Here is a 21004-nt window from a genome sequence, read left to right on the forward strand (position 1 = left end):
AGGGCGTCAGTGCAGTAACTGGGGAAGCCTGGCACCTAAACTTACTTAGAGTAAGTGGTTAACGTTCAAGGGGAGACTCAAGATGTTAATCGGTGTGAGGTGGCAGATGAAGCCGTAGTAGTGAGTAAAGTTCGGCCTGTGAAAGCCAGTAATGGTGTGGAGGGTAAAACCGAGCTGACCATCAGCATTGTGTTTGATGGCGTCACTATTAGCCAAAAGCTGATAGGGATGGCGAAGGGCGGAAGTACATAGTAAGTCTGTGATGAGTAGATATTTTTTTTTAGTGGTACACGAATCGATTAGCTATCGACGTCTTCGTACTTGGTTCGTTGTGGAAGCGACGGACTGACTACGAAACGGTACATGGGAGTAATGTGGTGAACGTTGAGTAGATTGCCATTGGGCTAGCACGCTTAACAGCCACGTGAAATAGACCAGCACGAAAGGATAATATTGACCCCCACACAGCACACCATCTTCGAGAGGAAGTATGCGGGTTTATTATAGTTTGTACGGTCACCTGCTTAATAAAGCGAGGCTGTTCAAGGGGTTTAAAAAGGTATTCAAAGCGAAAGGTGCGGCCGGAATAGATGGGCAGAGCCTGAGCGCGTTTGCCTCAAATCTGGATAATGAACTATCGCAGCTTCTTCTTGAACTCAAAACCAAACGCTATCAACCGCAACCGGTAAGGCGGGTCATTATCCCGAAAGACGGGGGCGGTGAGCGTCTATTGGGTATCCCAACAGTTAGGGATAGAGTGGTTCAACAATGCTTGAATGACCTCCTTACACCCATCTTCGAAGAGCAGTTCCATCCATCAAGCTTTGGTTATAGACCGAAGCGGAGCTGTCACGATGCCATTAATAAAGCCACCATGTTCATCCGTCGATACGGACGGCGACACGTGGTGGATATGGACCTGTCGAAGTGCTTCGATAAGCTGGACCATACGCTTATCATTAAGAGCATCAAAAGGCGGGTGCGTGATGGCAGCGTGTTGAAGTTAATTACTCAGTTCTTAGAAAGTGGGGTAATGGTTGATGGGCATTGGCAGCAGACAGAGACAGGCAGTCCGCAAGGTGGGGTAATAAGCCCGCTCATAGCGAACATCTATCTGGATGCGTTCGATAAGGAAATGAAAGAGCGAGGGCACCGCATAGTGCGCTATGCTGATGACATCCTGATTTTGTGTAGCAGTCGTGCAGCGGCAGAGAATGCCAAAGCGCAAGCCACACATATCTTAGAAGAGAAACTAAAGCTAAGTGTAAACACGGATAAAACACACATCACTCACAGTGATGATGGTGTGAAGTTCCTTGGTGTTGAAATTGGGACGAAATATACCCGCATCCAGCCCAAGAAACTCACCGCGTTTAAGGCGAAGCTCAAGCAGATGACGAAACGCAATGGCGGAATGCCGCTGCAATCAGTTATCAATGCACTAAACCCACTGCTAAGAGGGTTCAGTTATTACTTCAAGATAGCCAATGCGAGCAGGGCATTTAAGCAAATAGCAAGCTGGCTAAGACGCCGCTTGCGCAGCATTCAACTCAAGTTATGGAAAAAGGCGAGCCGCCTCCATCGCTGGCTAAGACAGCACGGTTATAAAGGTCAGTTTGCTCATATCAACATGACGAGTTGGTGCAGTGCACGCAGTCCCTTAGCAAGCTACGCAATGCCAAACAGTTGGTTTGATGAAATCGGGCTAATGAACTTGGAGAATGTTGCAACGGGATATGTGTTTAGCAATTACGCTAAATAACTATGTACATGAGCCGTATACGAGGTCCGTATGTACGGTTCTGTGAGAGGGATGAGGCGGTGATGCCTCACCCTACTCGATGTTTTTGATGACGTACTTACCATTGATAAGAAATCTACATAGTAATGTGAAGTTAACCGCGCTATTGCTTTTGAACCTGCGCTTTCACGATGTGGTTATAGAGCGCTGAATACGCCTTAGTCATACTTTCAATACTGAAAGTATTAACAACATGATGGTGTAGTGCATCGCTAAATACCTTGAGTGTTTCAGGGTGACTAAGCAAGTATTCAATTGATTCAACAATGCCGCCAATATCGCCTGGCGCAACCATTAACCCTGTTTCTTTATGTTTGATAATTTCAGGGATTCCGCCAACGGGGCTAGATATAACCGCACATTTGCTCATACCAGCTTGTAGCAGTATCACACCAAGCCCTTCGGCATAAGCTGGGTGTACAACCGCATCGATATTCGGAAGAATACGCGCCACTTCATTAGTAAAACCGCAGAGCTTCACATTGTGTTGCAATTCATGCCTATCTATCAGCGATTGATAGCTTTCTTTCAGTGCGCCCTTTCCAAACAGTAGGCAGGTTGCGTTTTTATGCTTTTTTACTACGTCCCGCATAGCCAGTATAAGGTCGGCCTGACCTTTACGTGGTATATACTGCGCAAAATTAGCAATCACAAAATGGCCGGGTGGAATATCGAACTTTTCATTGAGCCACTGTCGGTGAGGTGGTTTTGAATATTCATTTTTATCCACCGCTGAATGGATAACCCTTTGGTGCTTTACGCCCTCACAGTGTACGGCCACAACCTTTTGTACACCTTCAGATATACTGATTACTGCATCGTATTGCCGGTATTTATAATACGCAAACCGACTTTCAGGGTTGTCCACTCGACGAGTACATATTGCGGGAATGCCGGTAAGCTTTGCGGCAAGGGCACCCCAAATATCGGCCCCTCGACGACTGTGAACGTGAATGATGTCAGGTGAGATTTGCTTTACCTTGTTGAGCATTCGTTTAAAACCCATTAAATCAGTATCGCCACGATACCGAATTGTATGGGTGGTACAACGGTTAAAGCTGACCTTGCTGATTTCGCTATCTTCAGTACAAAGAAGGTGCTGCTGATAAGCGCTATCTTTATCTAACGCGTGCACCAGATACGTTACCTGTTTCGCACCGCCATACAAATGCCTGCCTAGCTCAATATGTAACACTCGAATATTCAAATAACATCCTTTGTTTTTACTGATAGTTTATATACGGCTTAAGGCGGTTTAAGACCTTTTCTGGCGTAACCAGTGACATACAATCGAATCTTCCATCACAGGTAGGCCTGCGCTTACAGGGAGCACACGCCATATCTTCAAACAACACATGAGTACGTTTACTGTCTGTTACAGTGTAGGGGCGTGTGGAACCAAATATAGCGATGGTTGGCTTTTGATAAGTCGTTGATAAATGCGTAAGGCCAGTATCAACACCAACAAACGCATGGCACATAAGCACTACGCTAGCAGATTCTTCTAAACTGACCTTTCCGGCCAGCGAAATAACCTCGTTACATTCAAAAGCTAGGCTTTCTGCATGTACTGCATCCTGGGGCCCGCCTAAGATTACAATGGGCAAGTCGCAGTAATTGCGCAACAGTTCAATGAGTGCCTGCCAGTGTTTAGATGGCCAGTGTTTTTGTGGGCGAGTAGTAAAAGGCGCGATAGCAATAAAAGCGGATTTAATGCCAAACGCGCGGATTTTAGAGGCGGCTGACTGCTGTGCAGTGTTACTCGCGGCGATCGATAGTTCGTATCTTGGTACACCAGTATCTTGGGTGCCAAAGTAATGGGTGTGGATAGCGTTAGCCAGATGACGGTACTCACTGCTAATCAGCTCTGAGGTAGGTTTATCGACGGCATGATTAAGCAGCTTATGACTGTTTTCCTTACTGATAAAACCTATTCGTTCAGACGCGCCGCTAATGTATGCAAAGAAGGCACTTTTCAAAAGCCCCTGGGCTTCTATGGCGACCTTAAAATTTCTTTGTCTTAGCTGCTTTCTAAATAACATTACCGCTTTGTACAGCTGCCAGTATTTTTTTGCTTTGAGTAAAGCGCGCCATTCACTTTTTGGCCATGCGATAACGTGGTCAACGTCAGGATGATGGCTTATTAGAGACGTATAAGGCGCCTCAACTAACCATGTTAGCTCAATGGGTTGATCTAAGAGAGAATAAGTACGCTTGATGCTAGACGGCAATCCAGAAGCCATTACAATATCGCCAATGGCGCTTAGCCTGATAAAAAGAATGTGTTGTACGTCTTGTGGCATTAGAATAGGCTTTCAAAATTCAAGTAAAGCGAGTTCACTGCGTATATCACCACAGTTTGACGACAGTTTAATGACGCACGTTGTAATGACAGCGATGTATGAATTGATGTTTACCATTAAGGACATTTTATGTTTGCTGCCGAGCGCAACGGCTACAAACCCACACTTATTGAAGACATATGCCGATGGGCTTACTCATTTGTATTAGTCTTTGTTATCCCCTTTGCCTTTTTACAACTTATGCTAAGAGGGGCCACCAGAAATAAAAACTACAACCGACGTAGGTTTGAGCGCTTTGGTTTTGTGTCACATGCGCCTAAAGAAAATGGCTATTTATTTCACTGTGTTTCTGTGGGGGAAGTGGTTGCCGCTTCTTGCTTGATTAAACGTATAATGCAAGACGAACCTGAGTGCCAAATAACCGTGACTACAACCACGCCAACAGGCTCTGCCAGAGTGCGTGCCATATTCGGTGATACGGTACACCACTTTTATTTACCTTATGATTTGCACATGGCTATGGCCGTTATGCTAAAAAGGATAAAACCTAAAGCAGTGCTGATTACCGAGGTAGAGCTTTGGCCTAACTTAATTCATGCCTGTTGGAAACGAGATATTCCAGTAATGGTTGTGAATGCCCGAATGACAGATAGATCGGCTAGGCGCTATAAAAAGATCAGCAAGCTTTTTAACCCCATGCTTGGTAAGCTCTACCATATATGCGCGCAAGGCGAGCGCGACTTTGCCAATTACGCTTGGTTAGGGGTTTCTGAACAAAAGCTAACGCTTACAAACAATATTAAGTTTGATCAAGTTGTATCAACGGTAGCCTCAGGCCATCCCTTTCTTGGTTTAAGTAAGGAAGAATACCCTATTTTAGTGGCAGGAAGCACTCACGACACTGAGGAAACGGCCGTGTTAAACGCGGCTAAGCTGTTGTGGCGTAAAAATCCTTCACTAAAAATCATTATTGTCCCTCGTCATCCTGAGCGCTTCGATTCTGTAGCAAAGCTTATCGAAGCGACAGGGCTACCTTTCGTGCGAAGCTCACAAGAGCAGTCTGTTCCTGAAAATACTAACGTGATCTTGTTAGATGAAATGGGCAAGTTAAACGATGCCTACGCCGTGGGCGCTTTCGCATTTGTAGGAGGCTCTATCGCTGATAAGGGCGGTCACAATGCGCTAGAGCCCGCCAGCTTTTCTATTCCTATCATGATGGGGCCTAACACTTACAATAACCCAGTCATATGTAGCCATTTAGAAGAATGCGGCGCATTAGTAAAAATCGACAGTGGGGAAGAGATGTTCACTATTGTTGATAAATGGATTTGCGAACCTAACGAACGAAAAAAGGCAGGGCAAGCAGGTCGTAAAGTGCTCGAAGATAACAGTGGCGCTCTTGAGTCCACGGTTCAATGCATTCGAAAATACGTTAACTAATTGTTTTTGTGCGAAATATGAACCCTCAAATAGTGCGCAGCACGCACCATAATGGATGGTTTGTTGAGGTTTAACGTACATCTTTTAGTCGGAAGTGGATGTAAGTTATTGTAGCTATTGCGTTTTGAGGTTTTGGTTCATTCCTTGCTAAATAAAGCGCGACAGCGTAACAACAGTAAAATACAAATAAATACGCACCTTTTAAAAAGGGCACTGCGTTACGCGGTTTTCCAGGGAGAGGCCTCCTGCCGGTGGGCAGGAGGCTTTCTTACTTATCACTTATGGCAAGTCGCCACTGTCTTCTACTCTTTCTGGTTCAATCAAACTTATCACGCGCCAGCCCGCTTTTGGCTGAATGCTATTTCCATTAATAAAGGTAAAGCTTTTTCCTTCCGCATTTATCGCGACAAGAGGCGTTGCCCGCTCACCGTACTGTTGAGTGTATTGCTCATAGGTAAATTCGTCAGATAAACGGGTCGTCTTGACTTGAGACTCGCGGGCGATGGCTGACGCTAAATAGCCGTAGGTCACTCCCTCGTCGAATAAGGTTAGCTTCTTGGCGTACTGTTCGCTAACTTGATGGCTAGGGCGGGTAGACTGTTCGTTATTCGTTAACGCCCAAACCTTATCTTTGCCCATGGTGTACTCGAAGTGATAAGCAATAAGCGGATTTAACTGCTTATAGGGTGACATAATAAGTACAGTGCCATAGGTATTGATATCGAGGTGACGTGCTGCGTGATCTGACATGGGATTGCCGAAGTAAACGGGAATGTCCATCATGCGGGCTTCACGAATTGCGTCCCAGTTAGTGTCGGCAATAGTCACATCTAGCTTTTGGTTCAACATTTCACAGGCCAGCGCACGGTTAAACTTGCTTCCACCAAATATTAAATAGCCCGTTGGTGCAGGTGCCCTTACCTTGAGTAAAGACGCAACAGTGCGCGATGTAAGGCTTTGTACCACCACAGTAGCAATGATTACCATAAATACGATAGGGACAATAATACCGGCGCCTTCGTAGCCAATTTCTTCAAGTTTGAGTGAGAATAAGGCCGACACTGCCGCCGCCACAATGCCTCGTGGTGCAATCCAGCTTAGCAAAGCGAGTTCATTTAATTTAAGGCCTGTGCCTATAGAAGAGGCCAATACCGATAGAGGCCTAGCGATAAACATGATAGCTGCGAGTACAACAATAGAGCCCCACCCAACATCGATTACAGACTCGAGGTTTAGGCGTGTAGCTAGCAATATAAATAGCCCAGAGATCAGTAAAACGCTAAGGGTTTCTTTAAACTCAAGGATGTCTTCCACATCTACATCTTTCATGTTGGCCAGTACCATACCGGCAATAGTCACAGCCAGCAGGCCTGACTCATGAGCCACATAGTTAGACGCAGCGAACACACCCAAAATAATGGTTAAAACCGCGGTATTGAGAAGATAGTGAGGGATCCATTTCTTTCGAATAGAAAGGCCTAACAAATAGCCTGCCGCAAGGCCAAGAACAGAGCCGATCCCTACGGTTTTTCCGAAGGCAATGAGGGTATGCGTGATGGCGGTTTCTTGTGATGCAACAATGAATTCGAACACAAGTACGGCAAGGAGTGCGCCAATAGGGTCTATGACAATACCTTCCCAGCGCAATATATTCGCTAAATTAGTTTGCGGGCGCACCGTTCTTAGCATAGGTACAATAACCGTAGGGCCGGTTACAGTAACTATTGCGCCAAATAAGAAAGAGAGCTGCCAGGAAAGATCTAAGCTGTAATGCGCCGCTGTTGCCGCCACGCCCCAGGTTACCACCACGCCAATGGAACACAGATTCCTTACCATATTGCCGTGGCCGGCAATATCACTAAACTTAAGTGTCAGTGAGCCTTCAAAAAGAATAATAGCTACAGAAAGCGAAACCACCGGAAACAGTAAGTCTCCAAATAAGTCGTCTGCGTTAAGTACGCCAAACACGGGGCCGACAACAATGCCCACGATTAATAGCGGTAATATCGCTGGAAGCCTAATTTTATAAGCCAGGTACTGACACGCTATAGAGAGCAACCCTACAGAAACAAGAGAGAGAAGTGGGTCTGACAAAAGTGATTCCTTAACGTATTTATATTATTCCATCGTATATCAGCCCAAGCTTTTGTCATACAGCAACTTTAGACCAAGTCAACGTATAGCAATATACGCATGGAGTGAAAGTTTAGACCAACATACTAGGTTATGCTGCGCTTTAAGTAATAGTTATTAAATAGCGCAATGTTAGCAATAAAAATGAACACGGTTTCCACCAAATTTAGTCCTAATGGACCATGAAATATACGTGAGATAATCAGTAAATTTGTTATTATTTAAAAGTTAATATTAAGCCGGAGTCTTTCATTGAACCTATTACTCAAGGTTGTGTTTCTATCCACTGCTTTTGCGCTAACCACGGCCTGTGCAGTTAACTATCCTGCGCCTTCAGCGCCATTAACGATAAAAAGCGTGGTTGAACTCCCCGATGAGCTGGCAGAAACTTCAGGGCTTTTTTGTGAACAAAGCGGAATGTTTTCGCTTAACGACTCAGGCAATGCGCCTGTAATATATCGCGTGAATTACCAAGGCGAGATAGTAGAGCGAACGCCACTGGCGCTTACTAACAAAGACTGGGAAGCAATAACGGCAGATGCCGACGCTTTTTACATTGCTGATGTCGGTAACAATAAAGGCAAAAGGGAGCAGGTAGAAATTCACAAGGTCAATCGCGCCAATGTGAATAATATTGAAACAATCACGCTGAAATACGCTGGAAATGACGCCACAAACAATATCCCCTATGCACATGATTTCGACTCAGAAGCCATGGTGAAGTTTGATAACAAGTTATTGTTGTTTTCTAAAAGCTGGCGCACAGGTATAACGCATATCTATCAGGTTAATGAGGCCGAGCGCGTTCAAATCATCAGCCCTTTTGCGTCTATTGAGGGCTTACCAGGCGTGGTTACAGGGGTAGATTTCGACCAACACCAAAAGCGCTTTGTCGTTACAGGGTATAAATCAGATCCTTTCGGAAATTTTTCTACGTTTATGGCACAAGTGTCAAAAGACTTCACGCTTCTCGACGTATGGCCCCTTGAACATTACAAACAGGTTGAAGGCGTGTGCGTGGATAGCCAAGGCCTTTACTGGTTTAGCGAGGAAGCAACCGAAGGCCGAAAGGCTTCGCTATCTAGCGCCTCAATAAAAAGATAATACATTTATTAAGTGTTGTTGTAGTAGAGGTGGTTCGTAGCTCGCTGATAAGCATGGAGAAGCTAACAGGCTACGCCAACATAAACGTTATTTTTTCTCGGGTGTTAGTAATATGGCTAATACCCAACCTCCTATTTTCTTGTCTATACTGAAATTGTGTTAACTAAACCACATTTAAAAAGGCAGCGAAAATGCGACGTTTTACTCAGGCTCTGCTAATAGCGTGTATTTGCCCTTGCATAACAATGGCAAGCGTAGTTAATGCCTCTGTGGTTGAAAAAGCACAGCAGTGGCTGAATAAGTATTCTGACAGTGACGACACATTCTCGCTAACGCTCACTAAAAACAAAATTAAATTTAAAGGCTGTAAGCAAAAGCAGTATCAATTAGCGTTTAGTCAGCGTATTGCTCCTATGTTTAATATCGAAGCGATTGTGCACTACAACAAAGGGCTGCTTGATTATGGTGTGCTATCCCAACGGGTCAAAAGCCACGAGTTTGAAGTAGTAAGCTGGTGGGATAGCGGTGACTATCGGGTGGGGCTAAGCCACAAAGTACGTCCTCGTCATGAAATGAGTGTTCCCGTCGCAGACACCATACAACTGCCTACTAGTACATCGGCGGGCGTGTATTTAGAAATTCCTTTTAAAGAAAATAAGCATTTACTCACCCTTGGTGCACTGAGAGAGTCTTGGGAAAGTGATGGTGCATCGCTTCAACTTCCTTGGCGTTCAAGCAGAGACAATCAGGTTAAGGTTCAATACGCCATTACCTTTTAATAACCACGCAACCTTGGGCTTTCATCTATATGGCCAAAGCCATAGCGCTTAGTCAGAAGCCATAGCCACCGCAGCTACGACTTCTAACATAACCACTGTTACAGCTTAAATCGGCTTACCTCTGTCGAGAGCTCTTGCGCCAACTCGTCTAGTTTGTCGCTAACGTTCACCAATATTTTAGTCGCATCCAGTGTTTCTTCACTCGACACGCTAATGTCATTGATATTGCGACTGATATCTTCAACAACCGTCGCTTGTTCCTCGGTAGCCGTTGCCACTTGGGTGTTCACATCGTTAATGTGCGCAATTTCATCTGCAATATCTTGTAGGAGCTTATCGATTTCGTTGGTGGCGGTAACGACATCTGTAGTGCGCGCACGACTTGATTCCATCTGTGAAACCGCAGTTTTAGAGTCTTGCTGAAACTTATCAATTTTGACCTGTATCTCATCGGTCGCTTGAGCCGCACGCTGGGCGAGTGTTCTTACTTCATCTGCTACCACTGAGAAGCCACGGCCATGATCTCCGGCTCGCGCCGCTTCAATGGCTGCGTTTAGCGCGAGTAGATTAGTTTGCTCCGAGATGCCTCTTATCGTATCAAGTATTCCACCGATGGCGGCAGTGTGGGCGTCCAATGATTGAATGACATCTGATACGTCTTGAATTTGCTCAGATAGCCCCTGTATGGCATGCACCGCTCGTTGGGTTATCTCTCTACCGTGGGCAGAGTTTGTGGTCGCAAGATTGGCATTTTGTGCGGCAAGCGTCGCCGACTGGGCGACCTCGTTCACAGTGCTGCCCATTTGAGTCAGAGCGGCGGCTGCCTGTAGCGTCTGATCGCGCTGACCTTTTGTCGAGCTTTCAGTTTGGTGGGATTGTTGCGCAACATCCTGTGCTGAGGCTTTAAGTGCGTGGCTCGTTTTCGCAACTTGAGAAATAGTACCGTGAAGGTGGTCTATAAAGTTGTTAAACCCTTCCACTAAACGGGCGATCTCTTTTTGTTCTGGCACAGGAATACGAGAGCGTAAGTCACCCTGACCGCGTCCAAGTTGCTGAAACACGTCGGCTAAAGACTCCAGCGGCTTAGTGAGTGAGCCCGCAAGCCAGATACCAATAAGCGCGAAGGCACAAGCAATGGCCAACGCCCAGAATATAATCTGGCGGCTTCCCGCATTTAATGAGGCATACAGCTCGTGCTCAGGGACTTGTGCTACTACGTACCATCCGGCTTTTTCTACGAAGGTACTGGCGAAGAGCTGTGTATCGCCATCGTGATCGCTGGTGGCCATAGCAAAGTCTTGGCGGTTAAGTAACTTGCCTGCTGTACTTGCTTCACTTATTGAAGCGAGCTTCGCCTTACCTAGTATGTCAGTATTCGGGTGAGCGATAATGGTGCCGTTACCATCAACCAGAAAGACGAACCCAGTTTGAGCAATTTTAACTGCATTAATAATTGCTAAAAGCTCATCTACAGACTTCGCTACCCCCGACATGCCTCTGCCATCGACTTGCTGGTAGTTGGCAAAAAGCCGGTAGCCTTGTCCGGGCTCATTGTACAAGCTCAGCGAAATAGGTTCGCCGCTGTTTTTATACGCGAAGAACCAGCCATCAAATTCGTCGTTTTTTAGTTCTCGTAAAAAGCCGTCTTGGTTCCAATATTTATAAGTTGTTCGGTCTACAAATGACGCAACGGTTAAGTCGTTGAACGCAACAATATCGTTTAAATAGTTAAGGAGTCTGCGTTCACCGCTTTTATCTGCTCCTGCTTTTGACCACGCTAAAACATCGGGGTTGGAAGCGATGCTATGTGCCACAGTAAGCATTACACTCGCTTCACGGTCTACACGGTTTCCAATTTGTTTAAGCAAAGAAGGAAGCTGAAGGGCTTCCATGTTTTCTTTTACTAGGTCTCGGGCGATATACTGGCTGATGGAGCCAACTAAAATAGCAGCCGCTAGAACTGCCACAATTAAAGATAGAATAAGTTTTTGTTTTATACTGAAAGTCATGACTTTCGACCACGTTAGTTAATGCTGAGGAAAATATCTAAATGACGTGGCATTGCAGGCACAGCAACGTCTGAATGTTGTGAAATTTACGTCAGTATTATTGTTATTTTTAGATGACGTAGACAACATATCGGCTTAATCGCGCAAAAGTTTATACTTTTGGCGAAGAAATCGAGAATTTGGATTGTGCGGTAAGATTGACCAATAGGTCAATAAGAAAGTGTTTATTTACAGTTTTGAAAAAGGGTATAAAAAAGGCGAGCGGTACAAGTTGTGTCGCTCGCCTGTCATTGTAGTGTTACTTACTCTTTTGAGTCTTTAGGAATGGGAAAGCCTCGGTCGCGCATCAAGGCGTCAACTTTAGCGTCGCGCCCACGGAACTTACGGTAAGCTTCCGCTGGGTCCATTGCATTGCGTACGGCAAAGAGGTATTTAACCAAGCGATCACCCACTTCTTTATCGTAGAAACCGCCCGGCGCTTCCATAAAGGCTTCTGCCGCATCAGCGGTTAGTACTTCTGCCCACATATAACCATAGTAAGCGGCGGCATAACCTTCGCCAGAGAATACGTGACCGAAATGCGGTGAACGGTGACGCATCACAATCTCTTCAGGCATATCCAATTTTTTAAGCTCTTCGCGCTCAAAGGTGTCTGGGTCAATCTGGCTCGGATCCGTCGTATGATATTTCAGATCCATAATAGCCGAGGCCATGTATTCTGTGGTTTTGAAGCCTTCGTTGAAGGTTGATGCCTTCTTGATTTTTTCCACTAGTTCAGCAGGAATTGGTTCACCGGTTTCATGATGAACCAAGTAGTTGTTGATAACTTCATCGGTAGTTAGCCAGCGTTCTAACAACTGAGACTGGAATTCAGTGTAATCGCGCACGCCAGAGTGTGATGATGGGTATTCAACGTCAGACGCTAAGAAGTGAAGCGCGTGACCAAATTCGTGGAAGTAGGTTTCTGCGTCGTCCCACGAAATTAATGTCGCTTCTCCATCTGCACCTTTCACAAAGTTAGAGTTGTTTGAAGACAGTACGGTTTTTTTGCCGTCGAACGTGGTGTAAGAACGATACGTCGTTGCCCATGCACCAGAGCGCTTACCTTGGCGTGAGAACGGGTCAAGGTACCAAAGGCCAATGTGCTCGCCGGAGTCTTTGTCGGTAACTTCCCATACCTTAACGTCTTCATGGAATACCGCTACTTTACCTTCTTCAACCGGGGTAAAGTTGAAGTTAAACAAGCGACCCGCTACATAGAACATGGCTTCGCGAAGTTTATCAAGCTGTAAGTATTGCTTCACTTCGTTTGAGTCTAAATCGTATTTAGCCTGACGAACTTTTTCAGCATAGAAACGGTAGTCCCAAGGCTCGATAGTAATGTCGACGCCTTCTTCATCGGCAATGGCCTGCATGTCGGCGACTTCTTCTTCAACACGAGCGATGGCGGCAGGCCAAACTTTCATCATAAGATCCATGGCGTTTTCAGGGTTTTTCGCCATGCGGTCTTCTAAACGCCACTGGGCGTAGTTTTCGTAGCCTAATAGTTCAACGCGCTCGTCACGCAAGGTTAAAATGCGTTTTATGATGTCGTTGTTATCGAAGTCATCAGCATTGTCGCCGCGGTTATAGTAGGTGCGCCATACTTTTTCACGTAGTTCACGATTTGTTGAATATGTCAGGAACGGGTCCATTGATGAACGGGTATTGGTAATAGCGTACTTGCCTTCTTCACCACGAGATTCGGCTGCTGCTTTGGCGGCTTTTACAAATGACGCCGGTAAGCCGTCTAGCTGATCTTCAGTGATGTAAGTGACATAGTTTTCTTCGTCAGCGAGTACATTGTTTGAAAACTTAGTGTGCAGCGTGGCAAGTTCTTCATTTATTTCTGCATAGCGCTTCTTCGCTTCGCTATCTAGGGTTGCGCCATTACGTGCAAAACTGTTATACGTCATCCACGTAATGCGCTGCTCTTCGGGCGTTAAAGACTTAAGTTCGTCAGACTCATAAACGGTTTTTACCCTTTCAAAAAGCTTTTCATTTTGCGTGATTTGAGTGAAAAACGCCGAAAGCTTAGGTGACATCTCTGCCTGAATTTCGCGGAATTCAGGACTAGATTTATTGGCACTCCAAATGCCGTAATAAGTAAACACGCGGCCAAGTTCAGCGCCAGCGCGCTCCATTTCTACAATAACGTTTTCAAATGTCGGAGGGGCTTCGTTATTGGCAATAGCTTCAATTTCTTCAAGATTTAACGCCATGGCTTTTTCTAGCGCAGGTTTTAAATCTTCAAGCTTCATTTTATCGAAGGCCGGTACACCATCATAAGGGCCTTTAAACTCTTGAAGCAGCACGTTATCAAACTGTGCTTGCTCAGATGTTGTGGCAGTTTGTGTATCGGCGCCAGTTGTTTCTGGTGCTTTTTGTTCTGAACACGCGCCTAGCGCAATCACAACCGCCATCGCGGTAAGTGATGTTTTAAATTTACCCATGAGTTTTCCTGTCTGTTTTTATCTATACGTTTTTGACACATATCATCTTAAGATAATGTAAAAATAAGTTAAATGCTCTTTAACGTAATTCCTTGCAGTACAGCGGTTTGAGAGACGAATCGCACTTGTATGCAATTCGTCGAAATTGCATAACTTTTGATTGGATTTTCACTGTATGGAATTTACACTGCGCCCGTTTTTTAAGCAGCTGTTCTCAGCACCCTGTTAACCCCTTATTTTTTTTAAGTGATCATCATGCTTGAGCTTCTTCTCCACGGGTTTCCGATTGTCTTCGCATTGGCCTCTTTTTGGTCGAATACCGAGCGAAAAGTACTGCTGCTGAATTTGGGGCTGTGTGTGGCGGTTGGTTTGCTGCTTGCGTTCGAACAAGCGTGGAGCGGTGCCATTGTTATTACTATTGCCGGATTGAGTACGAGTTACCGCTTGATTAAGCAAAAACTGCTGTCGCCTATCGCAACTTACATTACGCTAATCACTATGTTGTGTATTGTGCTTTCTGTAAATAACTTAACAGGTAAAGCCTCGTTTATAGAAACCATGCCAGCATTTACTTTTATGGCTTACCGGTTTGGCGAACTTTACTGCAAAGAAGCGGGGCTTCGAATTTGTATGATTCTGGGGTCTTTGAATTTTACACTTTACGGTGTCATCACAGAAACGTGGGGGCTCGCTATTACCGAAGCATTATTTGCCGTATCCAACCTGTGGTATTACCTAAGACTTAGACGCGCTATGTTGGTCAGCCCTGTCTAAAGCTAGATTTCAAACGCCCGACAGTAAAAGCTCAGCCGGTGGGCTTTACTGTCGGGCGCAGGTTTTACTTAAATTTAAACGTTTTTGCAAAGAAGGAGCCTTGCGCGTTTAAGCGAATACCACGGTTTTATTTCTGTGTATAATTACGCGGTCTTCTAAATGGTAGCGTACGCCGTGAGCCAAAGCGGTAACTTCACAATCTTTGCCTTTACGGACCATGTCAGCTGCGCTATCGCTGTGGCTAATACGCTTCACGCTTTGCTCGATAATAGGGCCTTCATCTAAGTCTTTAGTGACGTAGTGACACGTTGCGCCTATCAACTTCACACCGCGATCATAAGCTTGCTGATAGGGTTTAGCGCCGGCAAAGCTTGGCAAGAAACTGTGGTGAATATTAATCGCTTTACCCTGCAGCTGCTGACATAGGCTGTCGGGTAAAATCTGCATAAATCGTGCAAGTACCGTCAAATCAATCTTGTATTCTTCAAGCAAGGTCGAAATTTGGGCAAATGCAGCTTCTTTCCCAAGTGCTTTAAAGTCTACCCAATGAAACGGCACTTTGTACCAGTCGGCAAACTGCTTCATTTGCGGATGGTTGCCAATAATAACGGGAATATCACAGTGTAGTTCGCCTGTATGCCAGCGATGAAGCAAGTCAACTAAACAGTGAGACTCAAGGCTAGCCAACAAGGCCACGCGTTGCTTTTTATTTGAATCGCTAAGCTTCCAGTTCATCTGGTATTCATTCGCAAGGGGAGTGAACTCTTTTACGAAGCTCTGGTGGTCTAACTTAAGCGAGTCGGTGCTTATTTCATGGCGCATGAAAAAGCGACCTGTTTGTAAGTCGGTATGGTGGTTCGCTTCAACGATGGTCGCGTTATGGTCCGCTAAAAATTGTGACACGCTGGCCACTAGCCCAATTTGGTCTGGGCAGTCTATTACTAATCTAAATGTTTGTTGCATTTGGGCAGAATGATTAAAAAAACAGGCTATCTTTTTACCCGTGACGCTACGCGTTGTAAAGGCGAAGCGCGATTTAAAACAAGCTTAAATTGCTATAACTCATAATTACAAAACTTGTACACTAAATCTTAACAAGTTTTCAATCTCTATACCTGCTTAGCGGTGAAAGGTGTCCCTCAAATGATAGCGGCCTAACAAGGTAGGCACTGTGTCGTATTTCCCTTACTCGTCGGTTATTCCCCGACGTAGCTTTTCTCTTACCGACATATTGTGTTTTAACGGCCAAGACTGGCGAACAGGGTAGGTAACCCCCTGAGGTGTAGTGACAGACTCAAACAGGTGAAATGCCGAGACGTGAACGTCTACACTGGGGCTGTAAAGTGGCAGAGGTAAAGTTGATGTAGCCTTTCTAACAACGGTAACGTGAGGCTTATATTCTCTGTTTTCTACTTCTATTGCTGCTTTGCGGGCAGCTTTACGCGATAACTTGGCGAGTTCACTTAGTGCCTTTGGTGTATCCGTAGGCGCAGCAAATAGGATTTTGGGGCCATTCCACAACCCTGTTGCATTTAGGGTTAATGAAAATGGTTCGCTAACGAGCTGGTCGAGTTCATACACCAGCGCTTCGTGCTGACGGTGATTTATCTCGCCTAAAAAGCTGAGTGTGATGTGAAAGTTTGCCGCGGGCACGGCATAAGGTAGCGAAGGTCCTTGTCCACTATTGTGATTGTTGCGCTTGTTGCCAGACTTTCGAGACCTGCTCGACTCGTTTTTTACCCATTGGCGAGGCATGATTTCAGGCAATGCCTGTTGACGCCAGCTATCCAAAGCAAGTTTTTCTGTGGCGCTAAGATCTAAACCAATAAAGCTTCGCATAGCTTTACTCCTTCCGATTTGCCCTATTCTTTGTTCATCACGTTAAATGACCACCCACAAGCTTAAAAGTGCAGTTACACGCCCATACTAGAATAAGCTTATCATGGCGCTACTATCGGGGTGTAAAACCCATCGCAAGTGTTGAGCTATTTAACCGGTTTAAAAAAATAGCCGTGATGTTCGGGTGCATTGATCAAATCAGGTACACTATACCCATTAACTTATAACACCTTTATTCCCTTTATGTTACAGCCGTTTTCTCATTTACCTGCTTATGAGCTTGTTACACCGCTTAAAGAGTCGGTTGCCGCTAACAATATCATTATTGGCGCGCCACCGGGCGCGGGAAAGTCTACCGTACTTCCTTTGTCACTGCTGCAATCATCACTTAAGGGTAAAATATTGCTTATGCAGCCACGTCGCGTGGTGGTGAGAAACCTCGCTGACTATTTAGCTAAGCAGTTAAACGAAAGTGTGGGTGAAACGGTGGGGTATCGTATTAAAGGCGAATCAAAAACATCGCCAGCCACTCGCCTTGAGATTATTACAGAAGGTGTGCTGACTCGCATGATTCAGCAAGACCCAGAGCTAGCAGATGTCACTGCTATTGTCTTCGACGAATTTCACGAACGCAGCATTCACAGCGATTTTGGTTTGGCGCTAGCGCTTGAGGTTCAAACTGGGCTTCGCGACGACCTGCGCTTAATTGTGATGTCGGCTACCTTGGATATAGCGCCACTTCAAGCACTGCTTAATGAATTTAGCGCGCTGCCCGTGGTGAACTTAAATACACAAGGACGCGTGTTTCCCGTGGATATTCGCTACACCCGAGATGTGCAGGCTTATGAGTTAGTACCGAAAACTTGCAATATCATAAAGCAAGCAGTAAGCGAACACGATGGCGATATCTTGGTATTTCTTCCTGGTCGGGGGAGCATAAATGCTGTTGCCAGAGAAATAAAAGGGTTAGCTGAGAGTGCGGACATTGCTATTCACATGCTTTATGGCGCACTAAGCAAGTCTGCGCAGCAAGACGCTATAGCCCCAGACCCCCACGGGCGAAGGAAAGTTATCCTCTCTACTAATATTGCTGAAACCAGTTTAACCATTGAAGGCGTGACAGTAGTTATTGATAGTCTGTGGGAGAACAGTGCGCAATATCACCCTTCAAGCGATATTACTGCGCTCACCCAGCAACGTATTTCGCAAGCTTCTGCCACTCAAAGAGCAGGGCGAGCAGGGCGAGTAATGGCGGGTATCTGCTATAGGCTATGCAGTAAAAGCAGCTTCGAGCGATTAGCCAAACACAATGCGGCGCAAATAGAAAAAGAAGATTTAAGTAGCTTTCTACTTGATACGTATGCGTGGGGCAGTACGCCCGATACATTAGCACTTTTAACCAAGCCCACACCTGCTCAACTAAACTCGGCACAGCAAAAGCTCCACCGATTACATGCAGTAGGGTTTGATGACGCAACAGGGCAAGGGAGCATAACGCCCTACGGACGTCAGGTAGCGCAATTGCCATGTCAGCCGCATTTAGCCCATTTGCTGTTAACAGTGAAGTCAGGTATTGAAGGCCTTTCACCTAAAGAAAATAACGCGTTAAAACATGCCGCAGTATTTGTGGTGGCGTTAAGTGAAAGCAATATGAGTGCAAGTGGGGCAACAAGTGTAGTGGACGCTTTGCTTCAGGTCAGTGGCAACGCGCGTAATCAGTTGATTCAGCAAGCCTCTCGCTACGTTCGGTATGTAACTAGCTCTACAGAACGCGAGCAATCGTTTAAGGCTGATATTAACGCGCTAGAAGAATGGGCTCTTGGTTTGTGTATAGCTATAGCATTCCCACTGCAGGTGGGCTATTTGCGTGTACGCGCGACGTCAGGCAATAATGCCTCGGGCAGCGGAGCCTGTAGTAAAAATGCGACGGCAGGCGTAAAACAGTCATCACAATTGCTTGAGTATAAGCTTGCCAGCGGGAAAGGCGCCGAGCTTGCTACTTCTAATAGCAGTGCATTTAATCATGGCGATGCCGATGACAGTTCGCCGTGGTTAGCGGTACTTGAAGGGCAACTTATAAAAAATACGGTAGTGATACGGCTAGCGCAAGCTGTGCCCGAAAGTTACTTGCGCTTAGCTTTCCCCAAAGCATTTAGTGAAAAACGAAGCGCAGTGCTTAATCGCGACACCGGTCAGATGGAAGCGCGCCGAAGCACAGGTTTTTTTGCTATCACATTAAATAGTGTGCCGGTCTCAGGGCAAGAGAAAATCCGCGATAATGAATACTGGGATGGGGCGGTAACCGAAGGATGGTTTGCCTACCTAGATGCACTGCCACTTTCACAGTGGCCCCTTTGCGACGCTGACTGGCAGTGGTGGCGAAGAGTGGCATTGGCTGGCAAGCTAAATCTACAGCAAGACAAAGCGTTTGATAAGCCAGATGCGTGGCCTGCATCGTTGAGCGAGCTGGTACACAAGGCAAAAGAGAGCTTAAGCGCAGCGCTAAAAAGCTGCAAAAACATAAAGTCGCTACAGCAGCTGCCGTGGAAAACGGCGCTGAACAATGGACTTTCTTGGCCACAGCAAGACGCCTTAGCAACACATCTTCCCACCCACGTGTCTATTCCTACGGGGCGAGAAGCCGCACTGGACTATCGTGAAAGCGGTGATGTGGTGCTGGCGGTTAAAATGCCAGAAATGTACTCGCAAAATGGGCCGCTAACGATAGCTGGAGGCCGCGTTACCGTGGTGTGCGAGTTGTTGTCGCCAGCGGGAAGGCCACTGCAAACTACCAGTGATTTAGGCGCTTTTTGGCAAGGTAGTTACAAAGAAATACAAAAAGAAATGAAGGGCCGTTACCCCAAGCATTATTGGCCAGATGACCCCGCCAACGCGGTACCTACAAGTAAAACCAAAAAGCGTATGTAAGCGCTATGACATTAACGCAAAGGTAAGAGCGAACGTGTGTTGAGTGCGACCTTTAATTAAATATATTCGCACTAGCGCGCTTTTAACAAAGCGCGCTAAATCAAAAATTAGGACTGTGAAGCTTTGTCCCGCTCAAGCTCCACATTTAGCGCTGCCATAACTTCAAGGCCAGGAAAGCCGTCTGCAATCATGTTGTTGCTAATTTGATAGTTTCGAATTCCTTCTCGGGTGGCTGGGCCAATTATGCCGTCGGGCTTACCCACATCGAAACCTAAGTCATTAAGTTTACTTTGCAAGGCAATGATGTCTTTACGGTTATAGGCGGGTAGGTCAGGCAGCGTAGCCTTAATACCTGATGCGCCGGCAATACGGTCAGCCAATACGCCAACGGCGATGGCATAAAACTCAGAGTTGTTCCAACGCATAATAACGCGGAAGTTCTTGTAAGCGATAAAAGCCGGGCCATTGTGACCCGCCGGTACAATCACATAGGCAGTCGTTTCGCCTTCACCTAATGGCGAACCATCGGCTTTTTTCACACCTTGCTCGTGCCATTCGCTAAGAGGTTTGCGGTTTTTGTAGCCAGACTCCTGATAGTTAAAGCCTTCTGGTAGCTTAACTTCACGGCCCCAGCGAAAACTGCGCTCCCAGCCTAAACTGGCAAGGAAGTTTGCCGCAGAAGACAAAGCGTCCTCTTCGCTTTCCCACAGGTTAACTTGTCCGTCACCATCGCCATCAATTGCATAATGAGTATACGCCGAAGGCATGAATTGGGTATGGCCCATCGCGCCGGCCCACGAGCCTACCATGTTGTCTTTTTTAAGCTTTTCCCGCTGCATAAGCTTTACGGCAACCAAGAACTCTTGGGTGAAGTACTTACTTCTGCGCTTGTCACAGGCTAAGGTTGCCAGTGAATCAAGTACAGGCATCTTCCCTTTGTACGAGCCGAAATTAGTCTCAAGCCCCCAAAAAGCAAGAAGATAGTGGGGAGGCACGCCGTATTTATCGCTTAGCTTATGCAATAGCTTTTCGTGCTTGGCATACATTGCTTTGCCTTTCTCGGTACGCCAGTCAGTGACGCGCTTGCTAAAATAACCGGGAAAGGTTTGTACAAACTCAGGCTGGCTTCTATCTAGCTCAATTACGCGGTCTTGATGTACAAGGTGAGGAAATATCTCGTCGATAATTTGCTGGCTGACACCTTCTTGTTTTGCTCTGTCGGCAAGGGCCGCAGTACAGCTGGAAAAGTGCTCATTGGCAGAGGCTGAGCTTATAACAGCACCTGTAAAAAGAAGCGCAAGTGATGTACGAAACACGCCACCTTTAAGTGAAAATGTCGATAAAAAAGAAAACTGAAGTGAAGCTAAGCGCATAGTACGATTCCTGTGTTACTTGCTTGCAT

General features: G+C 46.0%; 15 protein-coding genes. 7 read left to right on the top strand and 8 right to left on the bottom strand.

Annotated elements, in window-relative coordinates; all coding sequences use genetic code 11:
* Window positions 1–54: 54 nt before the first annotated feature.
* On the top strand, window positions 55–252 hold the full coding sequence (locus tag MADE_RS02180) for a hypothetical protein (protein WP_012516929.1): 198 nt from the start codon (window positions 55–57) through the stop codon (window positions 250–252).
* Window positions 253–490: 238 nt separating this feature from the next.
* On the top strand, window positions 491–1762 hold the full coding sequence (gene ltrA / locus MADE_RS02185) for a group II intron reverse transcriptase/maturase (protein WP_012516968.1): 1272 nt from the start codon (window positions 491–493) through the stop codon (window positions 1760–1762).
* Between the two features lie 142 nt (window positions 1763–1904).
* Here ltrA and MADE_RS02190 read toward each other — a convergent pair whose 3' ends face one another.
* Together MADE_RS02190 and MADE_RS02195 are read right to left on the bottom strand one after the other, a co-directional pair.
* Window positions 1905–3008 carry a glycosyltransferase family 4 protein gene (locus MADE_RS02190; protein ID WP_012516969.1) on the bottom strand — a complete coding sequence of 368 codons (1104 nt, stop codon included), beginning with the start codon at window positions 3006–3008 and terminating at the stop codon, window positions 1905–1907.
* Between the two features lie 16 nt (window positions 3009–3024).
* The gene (locus tag MADE_RS02195; RefSeq protein WP_012516970.1) at window positions 3025–4104 is read right to left on the bottom strand and encodes a glycosyltransferase family 9 protein; all 1080 of its coding nucleotides are present in this window, start codon (window positions 4102–4104) and stop codon (window positions 3025–3027) included.
* A gap of 129 nt (window positions 4105–4233) precedes the next feature.
* Here MADE_RS02195 and MADE_RS02200 point away from each other — a divergent pair, with 129 nt between their 5' ends.
* A complete protein-coding gene (locus tag MADE_RS02200) occupies window positions 4234–5544 on the top strand; it encodes a 3-deoxy-D-manno-octulosonic acid transferase (RefSeq protein ID WP_012516971.1) in 1311 nt (436 codons plus the stop codon).
* Between the two features lie 279 nt (window positions 5545–5823).
* On the opposite strand, the gene MADE_RS02205 is transcribed toward MADE_RS02200, so the two are convergent.
* Window positions 5824–7638: a cation:proton antiporter gene (locus MADE_RS02205; protein ID WP_012516972.1), complete on the bottom strand. Its 1815-nt coding sequence runs from the start codon at window positions 7636–7638 to the stop codon at window positions 5824–5826.
* Window positions 7639–7929: 291 nt separating this feature from the next.
* Here MADE_RS02205 and MADE_RS02210 point away from each other — a divergent pair, with 291 nt between their 5' ends.
* Both MADE_RS02210 and MADE_RS02215 read left to right on the top strand, forming a co-directional pair.
* Window positions 7930–8781, top strand: coding sequence for a hypothetical protein (locus MADE_RS02210; protein ID WP_012516973.1), 852 nt, complete (start codon window positions 7930–7932; stop codon window positions 8779–8781).
* Between the two features lie 191 nt (window positions 8782–8972).
* The gene (locus MADE_RS02215; protein WP_012516974.1) at window positions 8973–9560 is read left to right on the top strand and encodes a hypothetical protein; all 588 of its coding nucleotides are present in this window, start codon (window positions 8973–8975) and stop codon (window positions 9558–9560) included.
* 98 nt (window positions 9561–9658) lie between these two features.
* Here the strand turns inward: MADE_RS02215 and MADE_RS02220 are convergent, their stop codons facing one another.
* Both MADE_RS02220 and MADE_RS02225 read right to left on the bottom strand, forming a co-directional pair.
* Complete coding sequence (locus tag MADE_RS02220; protein ID WP_012516975.1) at window positions 9659–11569, bottom strand: methyl-accepting chemotaxis protein; 1911 nt, start codon at window positions 11567–11569, stop codon at window positions 9659–9661.
* A 302-nt stretch (window positions 11570–11871) separates the two neighbouring features.
* A complete protein-coding gene (locus tag MADE_RS02225; RefSeq protein WP_012516976.1) occupies window positions 11872–14061 on the bottom strand; it encodes a M3 family metallopeptidase in 2190 nt (729 codons plus the stop codon).
* 255 nt (window positions 14062–14316) lie between these two features.
* On the opposite strand from MADE_RS02225, the gene MADE_RS02230 reads away from it, so the two are divergent.
* Window positions 14317–14835, top strand: a complete 519-nt coding sequence (locus tag MADE_RS02230) for a YgjV family protein (protein ID WP_012516977.1) — start codon at window positions 14317–14319, stop codon at window positions 14833–14835.
* A gap of 108 nt (window positions 14836–14943) precedes the next feature.
* On the opposite strand, the gene purU is transcribed toward MADE_RS02230, so the two are convergent.
* Together purU and thpR are read right to left on the bottom strand one after the other, a co-directional pair.
* Window positions 14944–15798 carry a formyltetrahydrofolate deformylase gene (gene purU, locus MADE_RS02235; protein ID WP_012516978.1) on the bottom strand — a complete coding sequence of 285 codons (855 nt, stop codon included), beginning with the start codon at window positions 15796–15798 and terminating at the stop codon, window positions 14944–14946.
* Between the two features lie 222 nt (window positions 15799–16020).
* Window positions 16021–16674, bottom strand: coding sequence for an RNA 2',3'-cyclic phosphodiesterase (gene thpR / locus MADE_RS02240; RefSeq protein WP_012516979.1), 654 nt, complete (start codon window positions 16672–16674; stop codon window positions 16021–16023).
* A gap of 189 nt (window positions 16675–16863) precedes the next feature.
* Here thpR and hrpB point away from each other — a divergent pair, with 189 nt between their 5' ends.
* Entirely contained in the window at window positions 16864–19602 is a 2739-nt protein-coding gene (gene hrpB / locus MADE_RS02245) for an ATP-dependent helicase HrpB (RefSeq protein WP_012516980.1), read from the top strand.
* Window positions 19603–19709: 107 nt separating this feature from the next.
* On the opposite strand, the gene MADE_RS02250 is transcribed toward hrpB, so the two are convergent.
* Window positions 19710–20975, bottom strand: coding sequence for a lytic murein transglycosylase (locus MADE_RS02250; protein ID WP_012516981.1), 1266 nt, complete (start codon window positions 20973–20975; stop codon window positions 19710–19712).
* Window positions 20976–21004: the final 29 nt, after the last annotated feature.

Source organism: Alteromonas mediterranea DE (assembly GCF_000020585.3).
GTDB lineage: Bacteria > Pseudomonadota > Gammaproteobacteria > Enterobacterales > Alteromonadaceae > Alteromonas > Alteromonas mediterranea.